Below are 26,991 nucleotides of genomic sequence, written 5' to 3'. Positions count from 1 at the left end.
GTCCACCGGCTTCATCTCATAATCATTCGCACCTGCTCGAAATCCGTTCTCGATGTCTTCGGGCTGGCTTCTGGAAATAACGTCCGAACCAGACGGATGCCAGGCAGCCCGTCGATACAATGAGATCGAACGGATAATAGACGGTTTTGATTCCCGTTATCAAGAAGATGCCCCACCACATGAAGTTGCTCGCGAACGCGACAAGGGACAGGAGCAATAACAAATTATCCTGAAGCTGCTTCACGGACGAACGAACTATCGTCACCATCGTTACGACAACAGAAGTCCCGGTTATCAGCACATACAAGGGCAGAATCGTTAAGGGCCAATATAAAACACTTGGAATAACTGGAACAATCAATGTTCAGGTAATCGAAAAAGATCGCCTCTATCATCCTGCCCGCTTGGCAAGGATAATGGCGATCTTCTTATGTTCAGGCATCAAGTCATGCGGCACTGGCATACATTCGGCGCACCGTCTTCAATCAAACTTTTAACACCTTACATGTTTGCGTTTGAACCCAAGCTGCCCTCTATCAACGGCCTTTCGAATATTATCGGACGCATTCAGGAAACTGCTTTTCTTCCCTCCCTGGATTTCTACCGGGCCTACTGTCTTGGCGGTCTCGACCGCCTTATCATGGAGCGGCAAATAGGATACCGCAACTGTATATATAAAATTATTCATCGCATACTTCGTCCGTTCGGGAGACTCATGAATCGTTCGTTCTGCAAGTTCAAGCATATCGGCTATTTTGCTTAAGGAGAATTCATTGTCCGGGCGATTCCCCAGAAGCCAGCAATAACAGCTCCAGCCGGCTGACATCCGCAGCTCTTCGCCGCTTGCGATCCATTTATCGGCAACTTCTTGGGCAATATCGGTCTCTGACAAAGTTACGGCAACCACAAAATCGGACAGCATATAAAAATAGGCCGCATCTATCCATCGCTCGAAATCCGCTTCGGTCATAGCCTCCGGATCTGCAATTACACCTGCAAAATACATAGCGTCATAGTTTCCCGTGCGGTATAGCTGCTCAGCCAACAGCTGATCTTTCTTGATCCTCTTGGCGATGGGCTTCATTTGACCGGTAGCCACGCCAAAGAGTGGTTCATGGGCGCCGTTGGAGATGTAAATTTTCTTGGTCCGTTCCTTGCTGAGAGCCTCAAGCTCCTGCATGACCATTTCCAGATTCATAGCTGATCACTCCTTCTTCTGCCTTCATGCTGTTATTATTTTAACATGATTATTTGCAAGACATACAGAAGTCGAAGGAATTCAGCTTACTGTGATTGTTCCGCCGCGCTTAAACCCTTGGCCCACTCTCTTACTCTCTGACTGCTTTCTTCTTCCGATAAATCCTCAACCCGGGTCATTAATGACCATCTCACTCCAAAAGGGTCCAAAATACTTGCGTATCTATCACCTGACACAAAGTTGCTAACCGGCTCTCTCACTTTTGCCCCTCTTGCCACTGCATTTTCAAATACCTGATCAACATTCTCAACGTAAATAGCCAAAGAATAACAGGCATTGTCCTCAGTCGGCGGCAAGACCAATTTATACGACGGATTCGCTGCTCCCAGCTGCAAAATGCCATTTCCGAAATCCAATTCAGCATGAACAATGATTGGATTGCCGCTATCATCAACAAATTCAGTAATATCCCTAACTCTTGCATTAAAAACAGCCTTATAGAATTCTATTGCTTCAGCAGGATTCTTCAATACGATGAATGGAGTTATCGTTGTAAATCCGTTAGGCATTCCATTCCTTGTATACTTACCCGTCACTGCTGTATATTTATTGCTTTCGGTCATCTTGATCTCTCCTTGTCTTCATTGGATTGAATTTATCAGCTCATTGAAATATTGAGGCTCTTGAGTTTTATTCAGATTAAACCAGGCGCTTAATGTTTGTGGCGTAAATACGTCCAAAGCCTCCAAGACATGCCGAGCAAATTCCAAAGGAGCAACTCCGGAAGCCGTTACCAGCTTTCCATCCGTTACAGCAGATTCCTTCTTGTAGTACCTTTCTCCGTTATAAGCAGGACATATCTTTTTAAGATAATCCAGGTCATTGCTTGTATGCCATCTTGAATCCAGCAATCCGTTCTGGGCAAGCGCTATTGTTGCTCCGCAAATGGCCGCCACCAGAATATTATCCTTTAAACACTGCTCTACCGTTCTCAATACAGGCTCATGCATCGCCTCCCCCCACGTATTTCCACCCGGCAGGATCAAGGCATCTCCGTTCTCAAAGCTGCACTCACGCAGTTCAATATCCGGTAATAGAGTCAAACCTCCCATTGTAGTAATAGGGATCTTTTCAATTCCCACGGTAACTATTTGGGATGGTGGCAATCCTTTCTTGTACCATCTTCCGGAGTTCAGTTCAGCGGTTAAATAACCCACTTCCCAGTCTGCCATCGTATCGAACACATAGAGATATCCAGTATGATTCATTCGCTTAGCCTCCAACATTGGGATTGATACTTGTTCCTATTATAAAAAAGCTTCACTGACAACTACGGTCAGTGAAGCGATCAAACTTGATAATATTCCATTAATTCCGCCGCCAAAGAAACAAGCTTCTTCTTCATGCTCTGCGGTTCAATGACTTGAATGGCCTTTCCGTAGGATAAGAGGAAATAAGGCACATAAGCATGAACGGCTCTTACGTCGAGTAAAAATACGGCCTGATTGGTCGTCCTCTCTTTCAGATGATGGCCTAAATACCAATGAATGCACAAATCGTCCAAAGCCTCTGATCGGCCATTGATAATTAATGAAGTCAGCTCATCCTTGCTTGCCGGTTCAGGCAAAAGACTCTGCAAAAAAAACGCCCTGGCGGAAAAGGCTTCCGGCCGTTTAAACCTCATTTCCAACCGCCTTATCTGTAATATTCGTTCAGCCCGAAAGCTTCTGATTTCATTCCGCAGATGGCAAAATCCAACCGTATACCATTTATTGTTCCAATACAGCATGCCATACGCATCAACTACTCTTGGCCCGGATCGCTCTGCATGGCTTGCGTGGTATTCAATCTCGACAGAGCATTCGTTAGCCACAGCCCACTCCAGTTCTTCCAATGTAGTCTTAACAGAAGGGGCAATATCACGGTTGATCACTTCGAAACCGGCTAAATGGCGATTGAGCGTGTCTTCCTGCTCCCGGTTGGAATACATTTTTAATTTTTCAGTTGCTCTGTTTAATGCCTCGCTAAAAGGATAGCCTGCTTCTTCTGCAAATACAGCAGCATGAAGAAGCGCTTTTTGCTCCTCAACATCAAAAAACAAAGGCGCACTGATAAAATGATGCAATAAGCTGTACCCGCCATTATGGCCTGCATCGGATATGATCGGCACCCCGCTGGAACAAAGTGCGTCGATATACCGATATACCGTCCTTATATTGATTTCCAGCTTTTCAGCGATCTCTTTGGCGGTCACCTTTGCGCCTGAATTCAGCATCCACAGGATAGCCAGCATATTATCGTTTTTGGGCATATGTCCCCCTTCTCAATCCTTCCGCACGATCATGGGGAGGAGCAGGTTAACTATTAATTCCCTATAGCATATTCCAGAATCTCTTCCCTGACATTCTTGGGTAATTCATATCGATCATACCTCAAGGCGTGCGGGTTGATCTCAACCTTTCTGCCCGCATCTGCCTCTTTTTTCACAAAGTATGCCACCGCATCCAATGGATTCGACGACTCCTTTAACAGCGAAGCCTTCAATGCTTCCAATAATTGATCCTGATTGACGTTCTGGAACTGCAGCAGTCCAGTAGTGCTTCTACATTGTGCCTCATAATTACTGTAATGACCGATGACTTCCCAGCCGGACCATTTGGATTGAAGCTCATAAGAGATGTTCGGAATATCATTGGCATGCCAAAACTCTAATCTTCTCGCGGGGATATCAATATGGAAGCCTCCCACAGGGAAATCCGCAGACCATTCATCCAGGGAAATATTTCTGTACCCATAGGATTTATCAATCTTGTCAATCAAATCAGATCCATACATTAGGTAAACGTCAATTCCTCCATATAACGGAAACAGCAGCAAATCATTTTGAGAGAACTTCACGCTTGCCACCGTGTTAACCAAGTCTCTCTCTTCCGGAGGTGCTAAACTTGCATCTTTTAGATCATCATCGAAGCCTGTTAGTACTTTCTCTTTAGGGTAACCGACATATGCCGCCAAATCAGCTATCCCTTCATAAGCCCATTGGATGTCCCATCCATACCAAATCAAGTACTGCTCCGCCCTCTGCCCAGACATCATCCAGCCATCCTGATTCATCAACTTTAGTCTGCATCTCGATAAATTTAAGGGCATACTGTTCTCCCCAGAATAAATCGGTAGGCAGCGTATTCGCACACCAATGGCTGTAATACAACTCGTACGATTTATTTCTAACGATAATTAAATTCGCTCGCTGTCCGATATTCCCACTCCCTTTGGAATGTTCATTCTGGTCCTGCTGAGTTACCTCTGAAGGAAATAGACCGCCCTGGACAAGCATAAATAACGGTCTATTTCTCAAGGGCTGCCATATAAGCCGCCGCTCTTAAAAAGCGGCTATTGCTCGGAGAGCCGCGTGTTAGCGCACGGCTCTCCGAGCATTGTACACTGTTTCTGCGCTCATTTTACCACATTACAGCAGGCCAGGTCGTCATTAGCCCCTCAGAAATGTTATACGTTAAGCGCTCACATTCCAGCCGGAATCCGGACTCGTATCGTCCTCGGACAGCCGCCGTCCGAAATAAGCCATCACCTGCCGGGGAACGGATTCCGGATAGGCAATGCCCAGCTCCCGGCAAATATCCACCGGATCCTCATGGAACAGCACCATCGCCTTGCGGATAGCAGCTTCCAGCTCCCCGTACTCCGCAGGGACGAAATACGCCTTCAGATGCTCCTGCTTCTCCTCCGGCACACAATGCTTCACTCTGCTCTCCCACGCGCCCCAATCCAGATTGTCATACCGGCTCAAGAGCAAATCCACATGGGCATGGAACAGCACATCCACATTTTTGATCAGCTTGAACAAGTCACGCCGATTGAAGTACTTGATCAGCATTTCCGTATGAAACCAGTATGTATCCATAGCCCTTACAGCATCGGGAATATTGTTGTCCGGGCGGTAGCCCCGGCTGAGAAACTCCCCCACCTCTCCCGTTCTGTCGAAAATAATATGATCCCTGGTACAGCCTTTGCAGTGCTGCCTGCACATCCAGGCCTCCGGATAACCGGCATTAATGATGAAAAAATCAAATTGGTGCAGATTTTCTCCCAGTCGCATAATGCTGCAGTAATTTTTGAAATGGGCGTCGTTAAAGCTCTCTCCCCAGAATACCAGCAGCTCGTCGGCAGCAGCCGCCAGCACCTTGGGCACATCTGCCGCAAATGCTTCGAAATCCCGGTCCTCCACCAGAAACACGGGATCAAAATCCGAGTATCCGTCCTCCCCTCCCCTGGTGGCCGAACCGTAATGCCAGCCGCCCTTGCAGCGCTCATCGCGCTTCAGTATGTCTACAACTTTACCGAACGCAGATACCAGATCCTTATGCATAAGCACTCTTCCCTTCCCGGAATATAGGGTCATCGTACTGCATTTTTCCGGGAAAGTATTGCTCGATCCTGACAGTTTATGACAAAAAAACGATCTTCTCAGCCCTTTCTATAAGTCGTTGAACCGTCCCTGTTATCCCCCCTTTGCCGCCTTCCGGACCTTAATTACCTGCGCTTTCGTATCTTTTGAGACCATAATTAAAAATCGTTGCAGCTCCGACTGCGCAATATACAGTAACCAGAGGTGTCATCAGCCCCCAGTATTTAAAAGCCTCCTTATCAAAAAGATAGGCTGCGGGATAGAAGCTTACGAACGCAAACGGGACTACAAACGTGACAACCCCTTGAATCACCGCACTGTAAATGGAAATGGGATACTTCGCGAACTCGCCAATGCTATGGATCATAAAAGGAAACGAGCTTCCGGGATTTTGGGTCCAGAATACAGACGAATTGGAAGCCAGCTTAATGGATGATCTGATGACAATGGCCGAAACCAGCATGACGATCGCCATTATGACTTTTGACACCGACCAGTGCATGGAGATATGGCCGACGGCCTGTATAAGAATAACCGATCCTATCAGAATGTTGCCGATTCCGTTTACGCCGATTCGTGAAGAGAGTATTTGCAGAATTGGAGACAAGGGCCGGACCAGATAATTATCCAACAGCCCTTTATTCACCAGGGAATTCATCAGCCAGCTTCCTTCAAACAGGAAAGAGGATATGCCTTCCGAAAAATAGACCATAGCATACACCGCAATTACTTCCCAAAATCCCCAGCCGTTAATATCCGGAACTCTTTGATAGAGAACCCAGAGAAATACAAGACCCAGCAAGTGTGTCATTGCGGATGAGAAGATCATAATCAACATATCCAGCCGATATTCCATTAACGCTATCAAATTCGCTTTCATAAATCTGAAATACAGCGATATATATTTGACCGACTTGGTAATTATCTTCATACCCGCCTTACCCTCCATAGATCGTGATTTGCCGAACCGCTCTGCTCCAGATCGCCCTGCCCGCAAGCCATAGCAACACCGCCCAAATGAACTGCACAGCGATTTCCTGGACGGCTGCTTGCCCGTTAATCCGATTCAGAAATATGGTAGCGGGAACGAACACAATCCCTCTGAATGGCAGATACGCAGTTAGGGTCTCCAGCCACTTCGGAAATAAGGACAGCGGAACGAGCGCCCCCGACAGCAGATTGGTTATGGCGGCCCGTACCCAGGCAACTCCATATGGATTGGATGTCCAGAAGCAGAATAAGCCCGCAATATATATGATGCCGAATTTAGTCCAGGCGGAGATCAGCAGGCTTGATACAAATAATAGCCAGGTGGCAAGATTCGTGGGGGAAGTGATGCCTTCAAAAATAATAATGATGACGGAAGCCACTAAAGTGCCCAATATACTTTCAAAAATACTTGCTCCAACGGTTTCGGCCAGGCGGGCTTTCTGGAAGTCCAACGGTTTTAGCAAATCCATAGCCACGCTGCCGTCCAGTATTTTCTGGGAGATCGCCATCTCCGAATACCAGGACAACAAAGAGTTGGTAATGAACATAATGAGCAGATAGGACTTCATTTCGTCCCAAGAATACCCTCCTATTTCACTATGCTTGGAGTAAATGGCGTTCCAGATATAGAACTGGGAGATGACGAGCACGAAACCGCCCATCATGCTGATAATGAACGTTCCCCGGTAGGCCATAGCGTTCTTAAGGGATACCTTGCCAATAATCAGATACTTTCTGTTCGATTTCATACGATTATCCTCTGAAGGTTAGAATTACTTCATAAATCTGTCTGATTACAAGCTCAATGCTTGGCTCATCAATATGGATATCGACAATCTCATTTCGCTTCGTCACGAAGTCGATAATATCGCCCGCTGAATAATAAAAACGATTAAACCGAACGGAGAAGCCGCTTCCTTCACTTGGAATATGCAGGACTGCCCCCGGAAATTGAGCGGCTAGCTCTTCTTCTCCTACATGCAGAGGAGCCCGGACTTCAAAATGAATCGTCCTTTCCTGGGCAAAAGCATCCTTTACCGCCTGCAATTCGCCGTCAAAGATAACCCGGCCCCGGTCAATAATCAGAAGTCTTTTGCAAATATCCTCAATATCCTCCATATCATGCGTGGTCAATAAAATGGTTGTGCCGCTCTCTCTATTAACTTCTCTGATAAACTGGCGAATTCGCGCCTTAACCGAAACGTCCAAACCAATGGTCGGTTCATCCAGGTACAGCACCTTGGGGTTATGCAATAACGAAGCGGCCAAATCGGCTCGCATCCTCTGCCCAAGGGATATTTTTCTCGCCGGAAGATGCAGGAACTCTCCCAAATGAAGAATATCTTCAAAGAGCTCCATACGTTTCTTGTATTCCCGGTCGGGGATTTCATATATTTCCTTAAGCAGGGTTAGGGATTCCAGCACCGGCAAGTCCCACCACAGCTGTGTTCTTTGCCCGAAGACCGCACCGATATTCCTGGCGTTCTCGATCCGGTTCTTATAGGGAATGACTCCATCCACAAGGACCTGTCCGCCGGTCGGTACGAGAATGCCTGTCAGCATTTTGATGGTTGTCGATTTACCAGCCCCATTCGGTCCCACATAGGCGACTGACTCTCCTCGTTCAATGGAGAAGCTAATGCGATCCACTGCCGTCTTCTTCTCATACTCGGGATTCAGCAAATGGCGAATCGAGCCGGTCAAACCCGGTTTTTTAACCGCATGACGAAACTCTTTGGTCAGGTTGTCCGCGACTATTAAGGATGCCAATTATCCGTCCTCCTAACTTATTGCCGTGAACAGCAAAATTCTTCTGTAACTCAGGAACAGGTTTAACTGCTTGATCCAGTACGCATCGATTCTATTCTTATAGAGCTTTCGGCGAGACGAAAAAGAGGCGGTCTGCACTGTTACATGCAGTCCGCCTCCACATTCATGGTCAGCTCCAATCTCAAATCAGATTGGGTAATATATCAATATAATAACAGTATTTTCCTTGTTGTCAATCTTTGTTAGAGAAATATTAACATTTATGTGAGTAAGCGACTTCTCCAGGAAGCAGGTTTATTCGTTCAGAATAAGACCAAACATACTTACAAATATGTAGGCTTGCTCACGAGAAATAATGCAACCTTTCAAATCCTCCACTCCTACGCCTAATCCATTGAAATCACAATCACTTAAATCAATTCCTTCTAATTTTGTACCCGACAGTTGAGCCAAATCAATTTTAGAACGGTATAGTTCAAACTTTTGTAATTTAGAAAAACTAAAATCTGACTTGCACAAAGAACTATCTTGAATGATAACTTGTTTTATACTTGAAGATCTGAATGTTGCATAATCGGCTATACAACTATCAAATAGAACATTTCTCAGAGTCACACCTGCTAAATTAATGCCAACCATTTTGCATCCTTCAAACTTTGTTCTGTGGATAATGGCTTCACCAAAATCGACATTAGATAAATCGCATTTTTCAAATATCACATCTGTAAGTTCAACCTTTGTTAATGATGTTTCTGTAAAAGTTACATTTTTAAAAATGATTTTATCAAATGCAACTTTATTAGCCACTTGATTGTCAATCACACAGTTTTTAAACATTTTCATTTCTAAAAAATCATTGGACTGCAGCATATCGAGTTGCATGTGCACAGGTAGTTCCTCTGGAAATATTTTAGGCGATTCTATTTTCAACATTTTTTTACTCATATGCGTAATACCCTTCTCCTTTTCCCTAGAGTTAAAATTGCTTTCGACTAGAACATTAGTTCTTATTATATAGTATGATTATGACCACTTCTACTTTGGAAGCAAAACATACCACAGTATTCAGTCTGAGCAACAACCCCTTGCCAAACGAATATCATTACAGTAAACTGTAAACAATACAGCAAAGTGTAACACATACAGTCGAGTGTAATTGGAGGTGTGCCATGAATAGCTATACTGCCAAACAAATAGCTGAAATTCTGCAGCAAGATGACCCGCGCATGAATCTGCGAACGGTAAGGTACTACACTCAAATTGGTATGGTACCGCCTCTTGAATTAGTGGGTAACAAAAGGGTTTACACAGATAACCACATCCATTACTTTCGTGCAATTATTACCTTATCAAGAACCGGAGAAACATTGGCTTCCATTCAGGAAACATTGAAAAAACTTTCCCTGGAGGACATCGAAAAAGTAAGTCAGCAATTAACATTGTATGAACCTAGCCGAATTATAGAAAACGAAACTCTAAAGATAACGGATGATGTCATTATTACGATTAGCCCTCGAATTTCTGCAGAGTTAAAACAAAGAGTTATTGATTCCGTAGCTGAAGTACTAAGGGGTGAAAATGAGTAATGCTTGACATTAAGTTAGCCAAGTCAAAGATGGAGAACGAAGAAGGAATGAATCATTTATGGATTCAGCTGCTTCAAGATGAGAAAACTCAACCCCAAAAGTCGGAAATCCAAATACGACTACCAAAAGGAATCTACCGCTCGAATAACCTCAATGGTTTTGTAGAGAATGAACGAGAACATATTGTAGTTGATGCCCCCGACCAAGATGTAATCGTAGAAATCTTCACCCAAGATGCCATTCAATGCGGCGAAATGACAATCGTAGTAAGCTTACTGACAGCCGAGACCACGGTAAGCCAAGAAATTTCGATTCAAATAGTCGAAGAAGATGAAATGGACAGGGTTGAGATTGACGAACAAGTTGTCGAACGAATCAAAGAGTTAAGGAATACCGCTCCACCCTATGATGCAGGAACAGATATTATATCAATTCGACCAAGGATACTGGAGAAAAGGGATAATGAATTTTCGTACTTAGAGAAGAAATATCGTGTTGACTACTGAAGTTGGATTGGGGGTGAAGTGGGTCTGAATGTTCCCCGATGTTACGATTCGAGCAGTTACCGTTGTTCCACACAATAATTGAGATGGCCAGCAGTGTTCACCTAAATCAATTTAATTAAATATTGAGTCGATTCTCTCTCGGTCGTAATTCAGTATCCACTCATTTCGTTTCAAATAAAGTTCTTTTAGCGCTTCCTTGGAATTGGATACAATATCTAATCCCCGACTATCGTAAAAATGAAAAATTGTATTTCTGGAAACTCCCAACGATCGACCTCGTCATCATAATTTCGAAGATTTTTACAGCTAAGACTACGGATAACTTTTTGATTCTTCAATGCATGCGTTTTAAATAGTTACATTCGATTACCTGGACAGAGTGATGGATCCTTCCAATCGCATTTACCGGTTGAATGACCGCGAGGATGCTTTTGTCATTGTAGATCTGGAGAAGCCCCAATACGTATATAACAGCACGGATCTCTCCACTGCCTTCTTTAGGGCGCTGATTACGCGAAGAGACGGTATCTATCCGCTGGCGTATCTGCTGAGGCCGCAGTTCTTTTTTCTATCCTAGCCAGGGCAAAAAAAGAACCAGGAAGCTGATAGCTCCCTGGTAGATTTGGACCCATTATTCGCCGCTGTATTTGATCCCGGTAATCGGGTCACCCTTCATCCCTGAATAGGTATGCTTTGACTCATGACCAGCTATACATGCCTGCCCACTGACTCAGCTTCTGCTTCATCTGTTCCCTTACCGCTTGGGGCTCCAGAATTTCGGCGTCCGGTCCGTACTGCTGCACCCACTTCAGGAACTCCTTCTCGTTATTAATCGTTACTTCAAAGATAAGGCTTCCGTCCTTCTCGTCCACCATCCGGGGATGCACGAACAATTCTTCCTCTCTGATGTACCTTGCCACTTCCGGGCCGAAACGGACGACAAAGCGGGTATTCTTCTCTCCCCGGTCGATGGACCAGGTATTCTTGAGATACTGCTTGATGTTGAAGTCGCCCTTGTCAAAGGTCTCGCCCGTTATGCTCACCTGCTGGAACCGGCTAATGCGGAACGTACGGATTGCTTGCTTAAGGTGGCAGTAGCCGATTAAATAGAAGCGCTGGTCACGCGGGACCAGATAGTATGGGTCGATCCTGCGCTCCGTCGTTTCGTTCCGATACTGGGTATGGTAAATCGCTTGTATGGTCTTATGATCGAGAATCGCCTGAATCACCGGCTGCAAATAATTCGGACTCTCCGGCCGGTAGGCCGGCGTACCCATCTGAATAATATCCGCGATGTTCTCCACAATGCTGTTCTGCCTAGATTTCTCGCGGTAATGGGTCGCCATCACCTTATCATAGGCGGTTTCAAATTCCTTCGGCAGCTTGTCCTTGTCGATCACGGAGGGGAGCAGAGAGAAGACAGTTTCTTCCTGTTCGGAGAAATTCAGCGGGTACAGAAAAAACTTCCCCATAAACCGGTAGCCTGTCCCCCGGCCCTCATTGGTGATCGGGGCAAACAGGCTGATCGCGTCCAGGTCCCGGTATATGGTTCTTACGGCTACTTCGCATTTCAGGGCGAGGTCCGAAGCCGAGATGCCCGGATGTGCCTGAATCGCATTGACAATTTTGAAAATGCGTATGACCTTGTCAATCATGTCCTTAATCCCCTTGTCTTGGCAGTTATATTTTACCTAATTCGACTGCCAGGGGGTAAATCCTTCCATCCTTTATGATGATGAAAATTAGAAGTCGTAAAAACGAAAGGTTTGTTCCAAGTAATCCCCTACCGCCGTGCTCAGCATTTCACCCCAGCCGCTAAATCCGGTGCTTCCGGAGATAAAGCGGTCCAGTGCCTCTCCTTCGTAATCCGCCACGTCATCCAGCTTCTTGATCACAAACCCACCGGAAGCCATGAAATCAATCAGGTTATCGTAAGCCGTATGTTTCTTCATGAACGCTGGAGTCATGATGGACTTCCAGTTTATCGAAGCTTTCCGTCTGTCCAAGATCATCCCTCCTAACGCTTCCGCTTCATCTGTCTGTACTTCTGCTCATGCAGCTGCTTTCGTGTGATGCTGTTATATTCAAAGTTCTTCAGCTGGCTATACAGCCGCTCAGACTCCTGGCGGAGAACCTCGTCATCCGTATGGATCGCGGCGGTCAACAGGCGGTCGGCCTGCTGTTTCAGCATCTGTTTTCCGAGAGGGACATACAGGTACACTTTTCCCGCGCCTCCAGTCGGCAGATAGGGACGGTTCCAGGCATGTGAGAACATCACCGGATGCTAATTCATACTTCATTTCTCCTTTGGCTGCTTGATAGGAATACTGTACCAAAGGCAAAGGAATGCAGAGTGTCAGTGAACATGTGTTTGGGCTATCATGGTTCAAAATTCCGTGAAAACAAATGTTCGCTGACTAGTTATTGACCGTTCGTTTTTTTACCTTTATATAAAACCCAAGAAGGAGATGTGAATTTGCTTAATGTTCTTATTGTTTTTGTGATGGATCAGACTACATTGAATTACATATTGATAACAATTAGTGTATTAGGGTGTATATTCGGGTTAGCTTTACATATAAGATGGCTTAAGCGCCATTGATTATGAAGTGTTTATCGTCACTTAACATTACCGCCCTGGTGCCTCAGCGATAAACATTAGCTTCGTCGCTATAGTGGGTGCCTGATGACTGCTTAGTAGAGAAATAGTCAATACTGCCAAGTAAGAACATTACTAGGGCGGCAGACGATCAGGCTTTCAGCGTCGCTGTTAAGATCATTGACCCGCTCGGGCACATCGGCAGGGCTTCAGCCAATGTCCCGCCTCTCTCTTAACACAACAATCCGGGGCTGGTTGGATGAAAACGGGGATCGATAGTTCTTCAAAACATGGCCTGTCTGGCTCAAAACCGAGATTAATGGCACAGTATTACCCACAGGTGTCTATAGCTTGCTCTTTGGTAATATTGATTCTATACCGCTCCTTGAGACAGCAGCTTCTACCAGAATTTCCGGTTCCATGATCTACGACATACTTCAGCAACGCTGCTAATTAACCAAGGCGTTCATGCGAAGATTATCTCGGAGCGGCTCGGTCACGGCGACATAACAACGACGATGAACATTCACGGCCATGCCCCCCGTTCCGCTGACCAGGCAGCAGCCGACATTCTGGAACAACTGTTTGCTCCGCGCAAAGAGAAGCACGACAAAAAGACACTCGGTTGAATCGCTGGAGCGTCTTTTCTTAATGTCGAATTATCACCATTTATTGGCGCTTATTTAGCTTTTTTACACCAGATTCACAGCAATGTCCGAAATCCACCGCTGTTACTATCAATTTCGGCAAGCTGTATTATCACCAAACCCCTTGATATATAAGGAAATCTCAGACTGTATCAATCCCCCACCAACAACACACAGCACTCCACATGTGTGGAGTCGGCAGCGTCAACACATAAAAACTACAAAACAATTTCTACTTTAAGCTCCTTCAACCATATCCCTTTTGCGATATCCAATAGAGCCAAATACCATCAAGGCAATGCTAAGCACTGTCATAGTAATAAAGGTTGCTCCATCAAACTTATCTATTGGCATCCGTGGAATCCAACTTTGAACGGCTGTTTTTGAAAACCATTCCGGCAAATCTAAAATTCCGCCAAAGTAGTTTAAAGCAAAAGAATAGCCAAGATAAGCATAAATAGCTTTACCCAGTTTTGGTGCCCAACCTAAAGCCAAAGCTGCAAGTCCGGTAAAGAACAACACAGAAGGCAGGAAGTTATAGCCCGCGGCGAAGAAGTCTCCCATATTCATAGATGAGCTGTCACCCATTGCGGAGATTGCTGTACCGCCAAGTCCGCCTGAAGCCAGCAATACTCCAACGACTCCAGCAGCAATTGCCAAAATGACACTCGTCCAATAGAGCTGGGTCCGAGTCACTTTTGTAGAATAAAGCTGGCTCAAATGCAGGCGCAATTCTTCCGAGAAAAGTTTATTAACGATAGCAATGGGCAAAATGGAAACCAAGCCGATCATGACCATCATGATGGTCCCCGTGAACGATTCTTCGATTGAAACCCCTGCTATCGTAAACATTTGACTCATCATTTCATTGCTTCCAAGGAAGGTCTGCATATCTCCATAAATCGAACCATAGGCTGCTCCCATGATTACGAAAGCAATCAACCAGCTAATCATTATGCCTTTGTTAAGCTTGATAAACAAGCCAGGTACGGACAACAATGATTTTTTCGCTGCCTCACGCCCTTCTCTTTCTGGTAAATAACCAGCCCCCATATCCCGACCGCCCTCAAGGGCAAAAGCAATGATCACCACAATAACACTGAAGGCTACGGCCAAAATCAGGGGAACCCAATTATTTTCAGTAAATGGATAAGTCAGATAGGTCCAACTCATAGGATTGATCATTGAGAAATCAACATTCGATACATCCGTACCAGCACGGACAATGTATAGTAAACCTACAATTCCCAGCGATGAACCCGTTGCACCGGATGAAGTTGGCATAATTTGCGCCATGACTAATGCAATCACAGCTCCCAAAATACCAGCTAACCCGATTGATGCGCCAAACAGGAATGATCCTTCGGCCGAAATCGTATCTACACCAAAGCTAGTCATAACCCCGCCAATAAAAAGCGCCATTAAAATATTGATAAGCACTACTTCGGCAATCACAGCAAACGAATTGGCTTGACGACCTACTTGAAAGGAGCGCACCAGTTCAGTAAGCCCTTGATCTTCTTCTTTACGAGTATGGCTCACAACATGCAAAGCAGCTATAATCATCGCAAACAAACCACAGAATAACAACATTTCGTGCGCATACATTGCACCCAAAGTATAATCAGCTGCGGTGTCAACCGGTGTCGGCCCTACCATTGAGATCATTGCGGGATTTTGCAAGGTCTCATACATCCCCAGCAAACCTTGCCCCTTGCCGATTTCTTCAAAAGCTGGAACATAAGCAGCTGAAAATAAACCCAGACCTAAAATCCAGATCATTATTTTTTTCCAATCACGTTTCAGATACTGCACAAATAGTACATTCCAACGTGCAAATTTTTCTTTCATCGCATTTTCCTCCGTTCCAACTCTTAGACTTCATAATGCCGCATGAATAAGTCTTCAAGCGTTGGCGGTACAGATTCAAACTTCTTAACACCCAATTTTGCCGCTTCGGTCAAAATATCATTGATATATTCATTATCCGCAGAGAATGTCGCTTGATTGTCCTTTTGTTTGAAATCATGGACACCGTTAACAGATGCCATCCTAACCACATCGCCTTCAGTTACCAAAGTAACAGTAGAACGTGTTAAGTGACGTAATTCATCCAATGTCCCGGTTTCAACGACTTTTCCTTGACGAATGATAACCACCTTATCTGCTAAACGTTCCACTTCACTCAAAATATGAGAAGATAGTAAGATCGCTTTCCCTGCATGCTTAATTTTTTCAACTTCATCTTGAAAGACAGCTTCCATTAATGGGTCAAGGCCAGAAGTCGGTTCATCGAAAATATACAAATCGGAGTCAACGGACAAAGCCGCAATCAAGCCGACCTTTTGCCGATTTCCTTTTGAATAGCCTTTGGCCTTCTTCTTAGGATCCAATTCAAAACGTTTAATCAAATAGTCACGTTTATTCTTGTCTCCGCCGCCATGTAATTTAATAAACAGATCAATAATTTCGCCACCTGTTAAGCTGCCCCAAAGAGCCACATCCCCTGGAACATAAGAAATTCGCTTATGAATCTCAAGGCTGTCCTTCCATACATCCTTGCCAAAGATTTTCACGTCCCCGGCATCACGATTGATAATTCCCAGCAAAGTACGAATCGTTGTTGACTTACCAGCGCCATTTGGCCCAATAAAGCCCACAACCTCCCCAGCATTTACTGTGAATGTCACATCATGCAGTGCTTTAAATTTCCCGAACTTTTTTTGCAAGCCTTGCACATTTACAATTTTATCCATAGCACTAAAACTCCCTTTAAACAGTTTTAGTAACGTGCTTTCCAGTTTAAAGCAAAGTTAATCCCGGATAAAATACGAACCGTTAACTATATTGAAGTTCACATTTTTCGAATATAAGCTTTGTTTTAAACCAAAGTTCATTTACAGTTTCAGTTATATACCTTTTCATTAGCTTAGTCAATTTAAAAATCGTTAGTTTTGAACTATCATACGCTTGATAACCCATAACTAGTGCTATATAATTAATATGAAAGAAAAATATGAACTAAACAACCCAATAATATTTTTTATTCACTTAATATAGAAGGCAGGAACGATAAATGAATGGTTTTGAAAAGCGGACTCAGGAGAAGAAAAATCAAGTATTAGAAGCAACTTTTAACTTGATGAATACAGAGGCCGGTATTGAGAAATTAACAATGGATGAGATTGCTGAACACTCCAATGTAGGAAAAACAACGATTTTCAAATATTTCGGGAGTAAAGAAAATCTTATCCACGAGGTTTTTAAGTATTTTCTGAATAAAATGGGGGATACTGCCCGAGATATCATGGCCGAAAATAAACCCTTTGAAGAAACCCTTATCGCAATGAGTCAGAACAAGATTCAATATCTGGATAAAATCAAAAAAGAGTTTTATTTAGACCTGATGGATTTTTTCACCAAGAAGGGTGATGATGGCTTATCTTTGATGATGCAGCAATACGCTAAGGAAAGCTTTAATATTATGCTGGATTTATTCCATCGCGGACGTAAAGAAGGCAAGGTTGATCTGAAATATTCAGATGAATTTCTTTTGATTTATTTCCAAGCCTTAGTTGAAGGGATTTCCAGCCCACACATCTACTCAAAGATTATCCCTTATACCGCCCAATGGACAGAATTGCTGATTAAAGGTATTGCGCCAAGTCCGCAGTCTGGTTCAGCCCATAAATAAGACAAACCGCCAATCCAGTGATGTCACTGTGTATTGGCGGTCAGTTATAGTTTTTATAAAATATTAGAACCAACGACAGGTTCACTCCATCAAAAATTGCTTTTTTCCGATTGTTGGTCCCCCTGAGAACACATGAGATACGCTTAAAAGCTGGAGGAAATCCCGAAAATCGGCTCTGCGCAACACATGGTACACCGTGCTCCATTTAACGATTTGATGGTTTTATCACGGATTTAATCGATTTTTAACTCGGCTTTATTTGTTGGCTACAACTCCTCACCAACACCGCTACGCTTTCCACATGGCTGGAGTGTCGGTCACTGTATATTAAGCCGTAAGAAAAGCGGTGGGAGTGAACTTGTAATGAATGTTCACCGAGCCATCCGCTTGAACTTCAATCTTATCAACCAAACGATGTACCATTTCAAAAGTCAGTTCTTCTAACTTCATGAACTGTTTAAGTTCCTTCTTTAATCTAACGATACTTTCTCCTGCGCTATTACCTACCTGTAGAGATTGAAAGGCTTTTAACTGGCCTTGAAGATTAAAAAGTTCTGCATTGCCACTCTCCGTTGCTGCCTTATAATCGGTCTCATTAATCGTACCGCTTGCCAACAGTCTGATTAACCCTGTCTTTTGTTCCTTCAGTTTTTCAATGCGCCTTTGTAAAGCAAGTAGTTGCTTCTCTGCTTTCTTTCTTGCTTGTAGAGTCTTCGCCTCTAGCCGCCCCATTACTTCATTTTCATTGAGAGTTTCAGCCATGTTACGAATATCTGTTAGGATTACGCCTTTGAGTTCTTTTTCCTTAACGCTATGCTGACTGCAAACATGCTTTCCATGCTTGTAATAGTTTCCACATACATAGCCCTTACGATAATGGACATACCATAAAGCCTTTCCACAATCGGCACAGTATAAGTAGTTTGTAAAAAGGTGCTTCTTAGCCTTGGGTTTTTCTTTTTGCTGCTTTCGTGCTTCCATGTACTGCTGTACGGCTTCGAAGTCTTCTCTAGTGATAATAGCACTGTGAGCGTCTTCAGTAATAATTTGCTTATCTTTTGGTATTTCTTCACGTACTTTTGATGTAACGCTTACTGTTGTCTGCCGCCCTTGAACTAAGTCGCCAACATAATGCGGGTTAGTTAGAATTTTTTTAATTGACGTTCCATGCCAGTACAGCCCTGCATTTTTCTTACCGATAACTTGGGCAGGCGTTGGGCAACCTTCACGGGTTAAAGTACGTGCTATTGCATCAAAACCCTTGCCTTCTAGGTACATTCGAAATATCCGTTTTACATTATTCGGTGTCTCGTCCTCAGCAATAACAAGTTTACCGCTATTCAGTCTGTAACCATATGGCGGTACTGAGCCTTTAAACTCGCCTTTTTTTGCCTTGCTGCTAAGTGCCGCTTTAATTCTTGTGGATGTGCGCTGTGATTCCTGTTCATATATCCAAGCGTACAATCCAAACATTTCATTTCTTCGCTCAAGTGTGTTAATGGCATTGTCCAGCGTGACGATATGAACGCTGTTATCTGTAGCCATATCCCGAATTTGGTAAGACAGTGCCCCATTACGAGCAAGCCGTGAAAGTTCTTTAGCAACAATAACATCAAACTTTCGAGCCTTAGCATCCTGTATCAATCGTTGCAGGTGTTCTCTCTTACCAGTTGTCCCACTCTCAACATCGACATAGAAATCAAAAACATCCCACCCTCTATCTTCTAGATACTGGTAGAATAAACTTCTCTGATTTTCTAATGACAATTTTTGTTCGTCTTTGTCTGTCGAAACTCGTATATATACTGCGCATCTCATAGTTACGCAACCCCTTCACTATGAGATGTATTGGCGTTACAATCATTATACTTTAAGTCGTCCTGTTGTTCCATAATTCTGTCAATCTCAGCGTCAATCAACGGCATTAGTAGACTTATAAATTGCTCTTCTCCATTAAAGCTTCTTTCTACTTTCATTATTATCATCTCCCTTACTCTAAATAGTCGCTCCATGTAGCGGAAAAGGTGCGGACTAAAAAGGAAGGTTGTAGGGGAGGGTGAATAATTTTACCGAACAGTTCTGTATATTAGGAAGGATTCAAAAGAAGTGCAACTTACTACTAAACCATCAGTCAGTCCAATTACATCATCATTGACCCACTAACTTTACACAAGGTAACAAGAAGAACTAATAAGGCGAGCGAAGCGAAGCCTATGGGGAAGGCCGAGCAAAGCGAGGACTTTCACATCAATGTATACTCTATTTAATTTTATTTTGGTGGGGTAGCCTCCGCTTCGCTTCGTTCTACTCCCACGGGCTTCGCTTTGCTCGCCCTCTTCTTTAGCACTATAACTTATAGTTAGAGTGCAAGACTTTAAAACTCCCCCCCCACAGAGGAAAAGAGTAAAAGGAAGCATAGCTCAAGGCTTCCTACATGACATCTGACGTGCTCAGGTACGGCTTTACCACGTTTATATTAAATATAAGTCTGTCATGACTCCCTCGCCTTACGGCGACCGTGACGGGGCTACTAAAAAGTAGAATCTGAGGGTGAGTTACTAACTCATATAAATAACTAACCATCTAACGGGGCTACATCGGCTGGTGAAAGCCGAGCCAGTATTTTTACGTGTTCTCCTGTAACCACGGTCAACCCGATATGAAGTTTCAATCTCATTATAAACATTATCTTGATTTATATACCTACTACTATGTACCCCGCCAAACAACTCGACGGGTCAACTCTACCGATATTTCACCCTACTAAAGTCTTCCAACGTCTCGCAATCAAAAAATTTCAATAAATCATCTTCATGAATTCGGTAAGCGTAGAGCGAGTGCAAACCATCACTAGAAGTCTTGTAGCAAGGTATTTTTTCGAAGTCACAATATCGTTTAACTTGCTGCGGGCTACATTCAATGGAGCGGGCTACACGTTCACAAGTCCATATTTTCATTATTTCCACCCCCACTCTTGCGAACGTCTGTAGAAGAATTGAAGTTCTGACTCAGGGATACGAATTGTTGTTCCTGCCAATTGTACGGCAAATAATTTCCCTTCATTAATCCACTTACGCACGGTCTTATCTTCAACATTAAACATCTCTGTAATCTCATTTACTGTATAGTGTCTGCTATCTATCATTGTGTCACGCTCCTAGTATATAGTTTCTAACGCTTTCTGCATCGACTTTGTAAATACTGCTTTCCATTTGTGCTTTCAGCTTTCCCGCCTGTATCAAACTGTGTACCGCCGCTTCAGTACGCAGTCCTAACTTAGTCATTGTCTCTTGAACAGAAAGGCTTTTAAAACGCTTTAGAAAGGGCTTTAGCGCTTCTTGATGGGCTATCCCGCTTCTAGCAGCGTACTTATTAAGACTGCTCATGATTATTCGGGTCTTGCCGTTCTCAGATTTGCCTTGCTCCAAGTATCCGTATTGGCTGAGTCGTAAAACCTCCTGTTCGGACTTGCCTAGCTTTATAGCGGCTTCAGTGAGTGAGATAGCCTTACTGTTGATAATCATTGACTCTACCTCCCGACGCATCTTCAAAAATAAACTTCCTAAGTGCCACTTGCGGGATTCTGATAACTCGCCCGACTTTTACGGACGGGATAGAGCCATTCGAAATCAGACGGTGCAGAGTTCGATAGGAAATCCGCAACAGGTCTTTAGCTTCTTGCATTGTTAACAGTTGTTCCACCTCATCCAACTCCTTTCAATTTGTGTCTACATACAATATAAGGATTTCTGTCATCGGCTGAACAAGAAGGGCGTAAAGAACTACAACCGTACATAATAAGTCCGACGAAGTATGAGACTAATCTTTTGCACTTTGAAAGACGGTGGCAAAGGAAAGCTAAGGAAAAACGGACTTGTTACGATGGTATCTAGGAATAACAAGTCAATTGGGCCAGATAACACTTGTGAAGAGTAGGGTACTTTTTACAGCATTTCATTTGATATAGTTAGGTGTACTAGCAATCTTCATGTTAATACTAGAACCATCACGATTCCTATCTCACCCCGCAGATGTGGTGCGACTTCTTTGTGCGTACAAAAGATTATTTAAAATGTTCGGACGGGTGGAACAAGACTTAACTTTAGGGAAAGTATAATAGCCTTTTCGCTAGGCACTGGGTAGGGGTATAATGAACATCAGAGGATATTCCCTATGTGAATGGAGGGGAGTAAGTGGCAGAAACATCAACTAAATCGAAGTTGAATACATTTTATGGTCAAAAAATGAACCGGAAGTTTAACCACAAGTATTTATGTAAGAGCAGGTCTTTTCGGGCAGTATTCAGAGAAAGTGAATTTAATCATGTTAATTTTAGAGGTGCAATAATTACTTCAAGCAGTTTTAAAAAATGTAAATTTAACGGAGTAGAGTTTCTTGGTACGAACCTAAAGAGGTGTAATTTTGAGGGAGCACATTTCAAGAACACCATTTTTGTTGGGGCTTTATTAGAAGGTTGTAAATTCAAGAATGCTACTTTTGAAAATGTTATTTTTGTTAATATGAACTTTGAAAATGTAAAATTCTTGAATTTAAGTAACCCTCAAATTAAAATATTAAAAGAATATCCTAAAATTGTGGCAAGTGTTGACTTGCAAACAATTCTTGATGACCTAATTGGTAATCGCTTTATATCAACCTATAAAGTTTTGCATACAAGCACTAAAAAAATCAATCATCTAAACTTGAAAATATTGTTAGAAACATTTTCGGAAGAGAACCTAATAAAAGGTTTGGAGATTCTTAAGGTGAAAAACACCAAGGATATTTATACTGTCAGTTCTCTTATAAATTATTTGAAACGAGAACTATGCGTATGATATATTTTTATTGTCCGGCCTCAGCAATCGGAAGATTGTTAAGCTAATGTCAATAGCGGACAGGACGTAATAGCTGGCATTCGGGAGGTGGTGTCTATGGTAGGAGACGTAGCAACTGTAACAGGTTTTACTGCTTTGGTTATAGTGAAGCTTATCAATTACTTATGCACTAACTTCCGATTGTTTGAGGTAGATATCTGAATATAGCTAACAAGCACCCTTCTTCTGAGGATGGGTGCTTTTTGTTTTACTAAGTAAGTATACTAAACAAATGAGCCTAGATAAGAAGTATAATCAAAAGAAGCTCAAGCTCAACTACCTCCTATCGTACAGTTATAAAAAATAAGCGGAACTTCACCCGCCCTATTACTGTCCGCTACTATATCTTATCTATTAGCATTTCCAGACCAATGTGAGAACTATCATTTTTAACTTATTACTTTAAAATTAGATACCTGAGGAATATAAAGAATCACTAAATTTTTTGTATCTTTTTGAGGATAAGTTATGAATCAATCTTAGATTTTCAGAAGATGAGAATTGGCTTTGTGTTATTCTAAAAGCACTACATATTAAAACATAATAATTATTCAATAGTGTAATTAATTCGTCAACAATGCCTGTGAGATAATTATTTTTAGTGGTGATAATATTCTCAATAAAGTCTAGTTCTTTTGAGTCAACGTCTTCCTTATCATGAATATAATTAGAATACCGACTATATAAAGAGAACAAAATATTGAGAGCATTCTGATTCATGCTTGTTTTCATTAATTCTTCTTTCATAATTCTAAACTTAGTTTTTTTTATAGTTTCAACGTCTAGAGAATTATTTATTGAATATAAGAATTTGAGAAGACTCTCTGTTATCAATCGAATATTAGAATAAATTGCTTGAGCTTCATTCAACGGGTATGTTACAAGGAGTTTATTAAAGTTCTTTCTATAGTACACTAGAAATTCAATTGATCCACCTTGACTAGTTATATGCTTCTCAAGTATAGATGTAACAACAGAATTTTCATGTACTCTAGAAAAAAGCACACCTAAAACATCTTCATTTCCCAGTAATAAAGTGTTAGGGAAATATTTTTTTGTAAAGTCGATATAACGTTGCTTTTCTTGATTTACTCTCATAAGTTCAGTCTCTATTTCTTGAGTATTTTTTCAAGATCTCCTCAATGTAATTGTTGGTACTGTTTTTTTCATTCCGTTGTTTTGTCTCCTTGTTCTGAACTTCTTCAGTGTCTTCTGTTTTCCTAATTAGCATATTTTCTAAGATATTCATATACATCTCCAGCATACTTTCATCTAAGTTTTCAACAGTTCTAAGTACCCTTGCTAAGATTAATGTACGACTTTTAAATACATATTCTTTGAACTCTATATTTAAACTAGATAAAAATGAAACAATTTCTGAGTTGTTTTTAAACACGTTTTTGGATAAAAGTAGCGATGTTAAAATAGAAAAAAGTTCAAATCTTATTAGCTCGGGATTCTTTATCTTTCTCAAGCCTTCTATCTTCTTATAAATTATTTCTTCATTACCTTTCACTCAACCTCACCACTCTTTCCTCAAATTCCATACATATACTTCTAACATCATCTAGTAGGAGGCTATCATCTCTGTCAACTATAAAGGTTGAGAGTTTACCAGTAGCTAACCTATCTATTTTTCGAAATTCATTTGTAAAGAAATAAATATCTTTACTTGCAAAACTGCTTTTAATAGACTCAATATTACGCCTAAATCCTTGAATTGATGTTCCCCCAACCATAGTAAAAATTACACCTAAATTTGTAATTGGCTTATGTTCGAAGAATATTCTATAGCCTTTTTTCAACTCCCGCACAACTCGTTCTAATAAATCTAATCCCAATACGGAATATGCGTCTGGCTTAACAGGAACAAAATAATAATCCGAACTTAATAAAGCTGAGACTGTATAAAACGAATAGGTCGGAGGGCAATCAATAAATATGTAATCGTACTTTTCTTTAAGTTTGTTTTCCATAATAAAATTTAACAGTTTTTGTTCCGCAGCGCCTGTTGAGGTTTCTCTCTCCATAAAAACAGTGTCTAGGTCTCCAGGGAGTAGATGCAATGTGTCAGTTAGTTTAATAATCACTTCGTCGAGAGTAGATTGCCTAGTAACTGAACTTGAAAAAACCTTGCTAATTGAAGGTAGCTTATCTTTCTCAAAAAGAGAATCATCTATTTGCATAATGTTATACTTCTCAAAAAAAGATTGTGTACAGTTAGATTGAGGGTCAATATCTATCACCAATATTTTATTATTGTCTTTATTAAACTCAGATAGAAAAAGCGCCATCTCTTTACAAAGAGTTGTTTTACCAACTCCCCCCTTCATATTTAGAAACGAGATAACTGAACCCCTTTTATCCATGAAAATAGCCTCTTTCTCTTATTTATTTGAACTTACAAATACGAATACTTAACTTTTTCGACAAGTTCCTAGCATTCTCCTACTAGTTCTTCGAATACACGCGAGAAATTCCTAAACTGTAAGCTGTCTTTATTAAAATAAAACTAAAAAGAAGCGGAATTACCCGCTTCTTTACATATATCATACGCCAATACATCTCATCTATTAGTCTTTTCTTACCAACAGTGAACAGCACTCCACATGTATCGTTCTCGGAATAGGAACACAATCCACTCCCTTCATTTTTCTGCAACTTCTTTTGAGATTGATTGCGCGTTTTTCCTTGAACGCTGTTATGAAAACCGGTTTTGTATACGAAGGTCAGCTTGTACGGATTAGGCTTCTCTGGATCGGTGTCCGTACCGATGATAATTTTATCAACAATGCTTTCAAATACGTTGCGATCAAAGGATGGCAGGAGCTCGTTCGTGCGAAGCACTTTGCGAAAATGCTCCAGTCGCTTGCCCAAGTCAATTTCTTCTTGTTCGGATTGCTCCAACTGCGCTTTTTCTTCGAGCAATGCAGTAAGCGACGTATCCAGTTCCGCATACTTCTGCTCGTAAGTTGCCTGGTCGATTTTTTCATCCAGACACAAATCGATCAGCTTGCACCGTTTTTGTTCCAATGCCTGAATGTCGCCGATCAATTTGTTCAGCCGTCTTTGACTGTTCTGTTCGCTGAACACGGACTCCATCCTTTTAATCAGCTCATCAATAATGTCCGTATGATTGCGGCATGCCAATTTGTACGATTCCACAAAAGCGTCCTCGATCATTTTCTCATCCAATCCCTTGCTGTGAGGACAGAGCTTCTTTCCCTTTTTTGTAGAGGTAACGCACTGCCAAACCGTCTTTTCGTGTGGAGTTCCGCTATGCCAACTCCGCCGCGAGAAATTACTTTTACAAAACGCACATTCCAGCATGCTGCTGAATGCAAATTTCCTGCTGTATTTGTCACGTTTGCCTTTCATACCGCGACGGCGATTCTCGCCCCTTCTATGCAGGATAGTCTGCGCCCTCTCAAAGACTTCTTCGCTGACAATCGGCTCGTGATGATTTTTGACATAAAACTGATCTTCCTCGCCATAATTCTCAAGTCTTCTCTTGGAAATCGGATCGACGGTAAAGGTCTTTCCCTGCAACAAGTCGCCTTTGTATTTCTCATTTTTGATGATACCAAGAATGCTCGTATCTTGCCATTCGATTCTTCCGTTTTTGGTTTTACGGCCTGCCTCGGTTAACTCCTTAGCAATAACGTAAGCACCCATTCCATCAACGTAACGCTGAAAAATATAGCGGACAAGCTCCGCTTCTTCTTGGTTGATGGAAATCTTCTTCGTGCTCGGATCGTAATCGTACCCCAAACAGCTTTGGAAGCCGACCAACTCGCCGCGCTTCATTTTCATCTTCAAGCCTTTCTTGACGTTGGCGGAGATATTCTCGACTTCTTGTTGCGCTACGGAACTCAAGATGACAAGCAACAGCTCACCATCCATCGTCAGCGTATTGATATTCTCGTCTTCAAAAAATACAGCGACGCTCTTTTCCTTCAACATGCGGACGTACTTCAAGGTGTCGAGCGTGTTTCTGGCAAATCGGGAGATGGACTTCGTAATGACCATGTCGATCTTTCCGTCCATGCAATCATTAATCATACGCTGAAAATCCTCGCGCTTCGTCACCTGTGTGCCGGTAATCGCTTCGTCCGCATACATGTCAACCAGCACCCAGTCGCTACGCTTGTTTACGAGTTCTGTATAATAGACAACCTGCGACTTGTAGCTGTTCAACTGCTCCTCTGAGTCGGTACTTACGCGGGCATACGGAGCAACGCGAAGAATGTCCGATGATTTTCCGCCCTTCCGATCAGTTATTTTCCGGCTTGCTTTAATCACTTCCACTTCAAGAGCCATAGATTCGTCCTCCATTCTTATTAACCCGCCATCAGTATAATAAGAGCTGGGCGGACCGACAAATCTGCAAATTAAGAAGTCAGGTCCGAAATGATGCCGTATTCTCGCATGGTTTTGCTCTTGATCTGATTGAATTCGCTTTCGGTAATCAATGAGAGCGCCAACAACTGTTTCATCATCGCAATTTGCATGCTGTACCGGATCAGCTTTTGGTTCATAACTAGCCTCCCGATCATTCTGACATGCCGAAAAGCAGAGATGCGCACCGCAGCGCATCTCCGTTTCCGCCTCTGTTTTGGTTGCGTATCTGAAAATCTTATCCGGCGGACGGTGGTTGTCCGTCCTCATAGGCTTCAAGCCTCTTCCAGGATCGCTGCA

At 42.6% G+C, this 26,991-nt stretch carries 32 protein-coding genes and 1 pseudogene; 6 read left to right on the top strand and 27 right to left on the bottom strand.

Going from position 1 to position 26,991, the window contains the following annotated elements; all coding sequences use genetic code 11:
* Positions 1-22: 22 nt before the first annotated feature.
* From PSTEL_RS04920 to PSTEL_RS04870, 11 genes are all read right to left on the bottom strand, one after another.
* Entirely contained in the window at positions 23-307 is a 285-nt protein-coding gene (locus tag PSTEL_RS04920; protein WP_169744537.1) for a hypothetical protein, read from the bottom strand.
* 186 nt (positions 308-493) lie between these two features.
* Positions 494-1,198 carry a DNA alkylation repair protein gene (locus PSTEL_RS04915; protein WP_038693881.1) on the bottom strand — a complete coding sequence of 235 codons (705 nt, stop codon included), beginning with the start codon at positions 1,196-1,198 and terminating at the stop codon, positions 494-496.
* An 86-nt stretch (positions 1,199-1,284) separates the two neighbouring features.
* The gene (locus tag PSTEL_RS04910) at positions 1,285-1,821 is read right to left on the bottom strand and encodes a VOC family protein (protein ID WP_038693879.1); all 537 of its coding nucleotides are present in this window, start codon (positions 1,819-1,821) and stop codon (positions 1,285-1,287) included.
* Between the two features lie 18 nt (positions 1,822-1,839).
* Entirely contained in the window at positions 1,840-2,466 is a 627-nt protein-coding gene (locus PSTEL_RS04905; protein WP_038693878.1) for a type 1 glutamine amidotransferase family protein, read from the bottom strand.
* 80 nt (positions 2,467-2,546) lie between these two features.
* Positions 2,547-3,509: a helix-turn-helix transcriptional regulator gene (locus PSTEL_RS04900; RefSeq protein WP_038693876.1), complete on the bottom strand. Its 963-nt coding sequence runs from the start codon at positions 3,507-3,509 to the stop codon at positions 2,547-2,549.
* 53 nt (positions 3,510-3,562) lie between these two features.
* Positions 3,563-4,312 (bottom strand): hypothetical protein, encoded by a 750-nt coding sequence (locus PSTEL_RS04895; RefSeq protein ID WP_156995783.1) that lies wholly within the window; start codon positions 4,310-4,312, stop codon positions 3,563-3,565.
* Positions 4,313-4,712: 400 nt separating this feature from the next.
* On the bottom strand, positions 4,713-5,585 hold the full coding sequence (locus tag PSTEL_RS04890) for an aminoglycoside 6-adenylyltransferase (RefSeq protein WP_038693872.1): 873 nt from the start codon (positions 5,583-5,585) through the stop codon (positions 4,713-4,715).
* A 160-nt stretch (positions 5,586-5,745) separates the two neighbouring features.
* The gene (locus PSTEL_RS04885) at positions 5,746-6,435 is read right to left on the bottom strand and encodes an ABC transporter permease (protein WP_245625081.1); all 690 of its coding nucleotides are present in this window, start codon (positions 6,433-6,435) and stop codon (positions 5,746-5,748) included.
* Between the two features lie 127 nt (positions 6,436-6,562).
* Positions 6,563-7,363: an ABC transporter permease gene (locus PSTEL_RS04880; RefSeq protein ID WP_038693868.1), complete on the bottom strand. Its 801-nt coding sequence runs from the start codon at positions 7,361-7,363 to the stop codon at positions 6,563-6,565.
* 4 nt (positions 7,364-7,367) lie between these two features.
* Positions 7,368-8,384: an ABC transporter ATP-binding protein gene (locus PSTEL_RS04875; RefSeq protein ID WP_218917574.1), complete on the bottom strand. Its 1,017-nt coding sequence runs from the start codon at positions 8,382-8,384 to the stop codon at positions 7,368-7,370.
* A gap of 294 nt (positions 8,385-8,678) precedes the next feature.
* Entirely contained in the window at positions 8,679-9,329 is a 651-nt protein-coding gene (locus PSTEL_RS04870) for a pentapeptide repeat-containing protein (RefSeq protein ID WP_038693866.1), read from the bottom strand.
* Between the two features lie 224 nt (positions 9,330-9,553).
* Here PSTEL_RS04870 and PSTEL_RS04865 point away from each other — a divergent pair, with 224 nt between their 5' ends.
* Positions 9,554-9,970 carry a MerR family transcriptional regulator gene (locus tag PSTEL_RS04865; protein ID WP_038693864.1) on the top strand — a complete coding sequence of 139 codons (417 nt, stop codon included), beginning with the start codon at positions 9,554-9,556 and terminating at the stop codon, positions 9,968-9,970.
* A gap of 29 nt (positions 9,971-9,999) precedes the next feature.
* Positions 10,000-10,476, top strand: coding sequence for a hypothetical protein (locus PSTEL_RS04860; RefSeq protein ID WP_169744536.1), 477 nt, complete (start codon positions 10,000-10,002; stop codon positions 10,474-10,476).
* Positions 10,477-10,587: 111 nt separating this feature from the next.
* Here the strand turns inward: PSTEL_RS04860 and PSTEL_RS28900 are convergent, their stop codons facing one another.
* Positions 10,588-10,743 (bottom strand): DUF3885 domain-containing protein, encoded by a 156-nt coding sequence (locus PSTEL_RS28900; RefSeq protein ID WP_084064712.1) that lies wholly within the window; start codon positions 10,741-10,743, stop codon positions 10,588-10,590.
* Between the two features lie 115 nt (positions 10,744-10,858).
* On the opposite strand from PSTEL_RS28900, the gene PSTEL_RS04855 reads away from it, so the two are divergent.
* Positions 10,859-11,053, top strand: coding sequence for a hypothetical protein (locus tag PSTEL_RS04855; RefSeq protein WP_038693860.1), 195 nt, complete (start codon positions 10,859-10,861; stop codon positions 11,051-11,053).
* A 121-nt stretch (positions 11,054-11,174) separates the two neighbouring features.
* Here PSTEL_RS04855 and PSTEL_RS04850 read toward each other — a convergent pair whose 3' ends face one another.
* The 3 genes from PSTEL_RS04850 to PSTEL_RS04840 form a co-directional block, all read right to left on the bottom strand.
* Positions 11,175-12,131 carry a helix-turn-helix transcriptional regulator gene (locus PSTEL_RS04850; RefSeq protein WP_038693858.1) on the bottom strand — a complete coding sequence of 319 codons (957 nt, stop codon included), beginning with the start codon at positions 12,129-12,131 and terminating at the stop codon, positions 11,175-11,177.
* 87 nt (positions 12,132-12,218) lie between these two features.
* Positions 12,219-12,482, bottom strand: a complete 264-nt coding sequence (locus PSTEL_RS04845) for a hypothetical protein (RefSeq protein WP_038693856.1) — start codon at positions 12,480-12,482, stop codon at positions 12,219-12,221.
* Positions 12,483-12,493: 11 nt separating this feature from the next.
* Positions 12,494-12,751, bottom strand: coding sequence for a hypothetical protein (locus tag PSTEL_RS04840; protein WP_038693855.1), 258 nt, complete (start codon positions 12,749-12,751; stop codon positions 12,494-12,496).
* Between the two features lie 737 nt (positions 12,752-13,488).
* Between PSTEL_RS04840 and PSTEL_RS26750 the strand changes: the two are divergent.
* A pseudogene (locus PSTEL_RS26750) lies at positions 13,489-13,704 on the top strand (tyrosine-type recombinase/integrase); the annotation flags it as partial.
* Between the two features lie 255 nt (positions 13,705-13,959).
* On the opposite strand, the gene PSTEL_RS04835 reads toward PSTEL_RS26750, so the two are convergent.
* Entirely contained in the window at positions 13,960-15,573 is a 1,614-nt protein-coding gene (locus PSTEL_RS04835; RefSeq protein ID WP_038693853.1) for an ABC transporter permease, read from the bottom strand.
* Between the two features lie 23 nt (positions 15,574-15,596).
* Positions 15,597-16,478, bottom strand: a complete 882-nt coding sequence (locus PSTEL_RS04830) for an ABC transporter ATP-binding protein (protein WP_038693851.1) — start codon at positions 16,476-16,478, stop codon at positions 15,597-15,599.
* Between the two features lie 320 nt (positions 16,479-16,798).
* Between PSTEL_RS04830 and PSTEL_RS04825 the strand changes: the two genes are divergently transcribed.
* Positions 16,799-17,416 carry a TetR/AcrR family transcriptional regulator gene (locus tag PSTEL_RS04825; RefSeq protein WP_038693849.1) on the top strand — a complete coding sequence of 206 codons (618 nt, stop codon included), beginning with the start codon at positions 16,799-16,801 and terminating at the stop codon, positions 17,414-17,416.
* Between the two features lie 327 nt (positions 17,417-17,743).
* On the opposite strand, the gene PSTEL_RS04820 is transcribed toward PSTEL_RS04825, so the two are convergent.
* The 5 genes from PSTEL_RS04820 to PSTEL_RS26745 form a co-directional block, all read right to left on the bottom strand.
* Positions 17,744-19,234: a recombinase family protein gene (locus PSTEL_RS04820; RefSeq protein WP_038693847.1), complete on the bottom strand. Its 1,491-nt coding sequence runs from the start codon at positions 19,232-19,234 to the stop codon at positions 17,744-17,746.
* A gap of 2 nt (positions 19,235-19,236) precedes the next feature.
* Entirely contained in the window at positions 19,237-19,392 is a 156-nt protein-coding gene (locus PSTEL_RS27415; protein WP_156995782.1) for a hypothetical protein, read from the bottom strand.
* A 980-nt stretch (positions 19,393-20,372) separates the two neighbouring features.
* The gene (locus tag PSTEL_RS04815; RefSeq protein ID WP_038693845.1) at positions 20,373-20,561 is read right to left on the bottom strand and encodes a helix-turn-helix domain-containing protein; all 189 of its coding nucleotides are present in this window, start codon (positions 20,559-20,561) and stop codon (positions 20,373-20,375) included.
* A gap of 4 nt (positions 20,562-20,565) precedes the next feature.
* Positions 20,566-20,940 carry a hypothetical protein gene (locus tag PSTEL_RS04810; protein WP_038693843.1) on the bottom strand — a complete coding sequence of 125 codons (375 nt, stop codon included), beginning with the start codon at positions 20,938-20,940 and terminating at the stop codon, positions 20,566-20,568.
* The gene (locus PSTEL_RS26745; protein WP_084064706.1) at positions 20,924-21,118 is read right to left on the bottom strand and encodes a helix-turn-helix domain-containing protein; all 195 of its coding nucleotides are present in this window, start codon (positions 21,116-21,118) and stop codon (positions 20,924-20,926) included. Before PSTEL_RS26745 ends, PSTEL_RS04810 begins: the two co-directional genes overlap by 17 nt.
* A gap of 491 nt (positions 21,119-21,609) precedes the next feature.
* Here PSTEL_RS26745 and PSTEL_RS04805 point away from each other — a divergent pair, with 491 nt between their 5' ends.
* Positions 21,610-22,254, top strand: coding sequence for a pentapeptide repeat-containing protein (locus PSTEL_RS04805; RefSeq protein WP_052098197.1), 645 nt, complete (start codon positions 21,610-21,612; stop codon positions 22,252-22,254).
* A 447-nt stretch (positions 22,255-22,701) separates the two neighbouring features.
* Here the strand turns inward: PSTEL_RS04805 and PSTEL_RS04800 are convergent, their stop codons facing one another.
* From PSTEL_RS04800 to PSTEL_RS04780, 5 genes are all read right to left on the bottom strand, one after another.
* Entirely contained in the window at positions 22,702-23,391 is a 690-nt protein-coding gene (locus tag PSTEL_RS04800; protein WP_038693841.1) for a hypothetical protein, read from the bottom strand.
* 4 nt (positions 23,392-23,395) lie between these two features.
* Entirely contained in the window at positions 23,396-23,809 is a 414-nt protein-coding gene (locus PSTEL_RS04795; RefSeq protein ID WP_052098196.1) for a hypothetical protein, read from the bottom strand.
* Entirely contained in the window at positions 23,799-24,662 is an 864-nt protein-coding gene (locus tag PSTEL_RS04790; RefSeq protein ID WP_038693840.1) for a ParA family protein, read from the bottom strand. The genes PSTEL_RS04795 and PSTEL_RS04790 overlap by 11 nt, the downstream gene beginning before the upstream one ends.
* Before the next feature lie 82 nt (positions 24,663-24,744).
* On the bottom strand, positions 24,745-26,613 hold the full coding sequence (locus PSTEL_RS04785) for a recombinase family protein (protein ID WP_084064704.1): 1,869 nt from the start codon (positions 26,611-26,613) through the stop codon (positions 24,745-24,747).
* A gap of 71 nt (positions 26,614-26,684) precedes the next feature.
* On the bottom strand, positions 26,685-26,831 hold the full coding sequence (locus PSTEL_RS04780) for an SHOCT domain-containing protein (RefSeq protein ID WP_038693838.1): 147 nt from the start codon (positions 26,829-26,831) through the stop codon (positions 26,685-26,687).
* Positions 26,832-26,991: the final 160 nt, after the last annotated feature.

This window comes from Paenibacillus stellifer, from assembly GCF_000758685.1.
Lineage (GTDB): Bacteria > Bacillota > Bacilli > Paenibacillales > Paenibacillaceae > Paenibacillus_AQ > Paenibacillus_AQ stellifer.
Note: the sequence above shows the minus strand (reverse complement) of the source record. Positions and strands in the feature narration are given on the sequence as shown.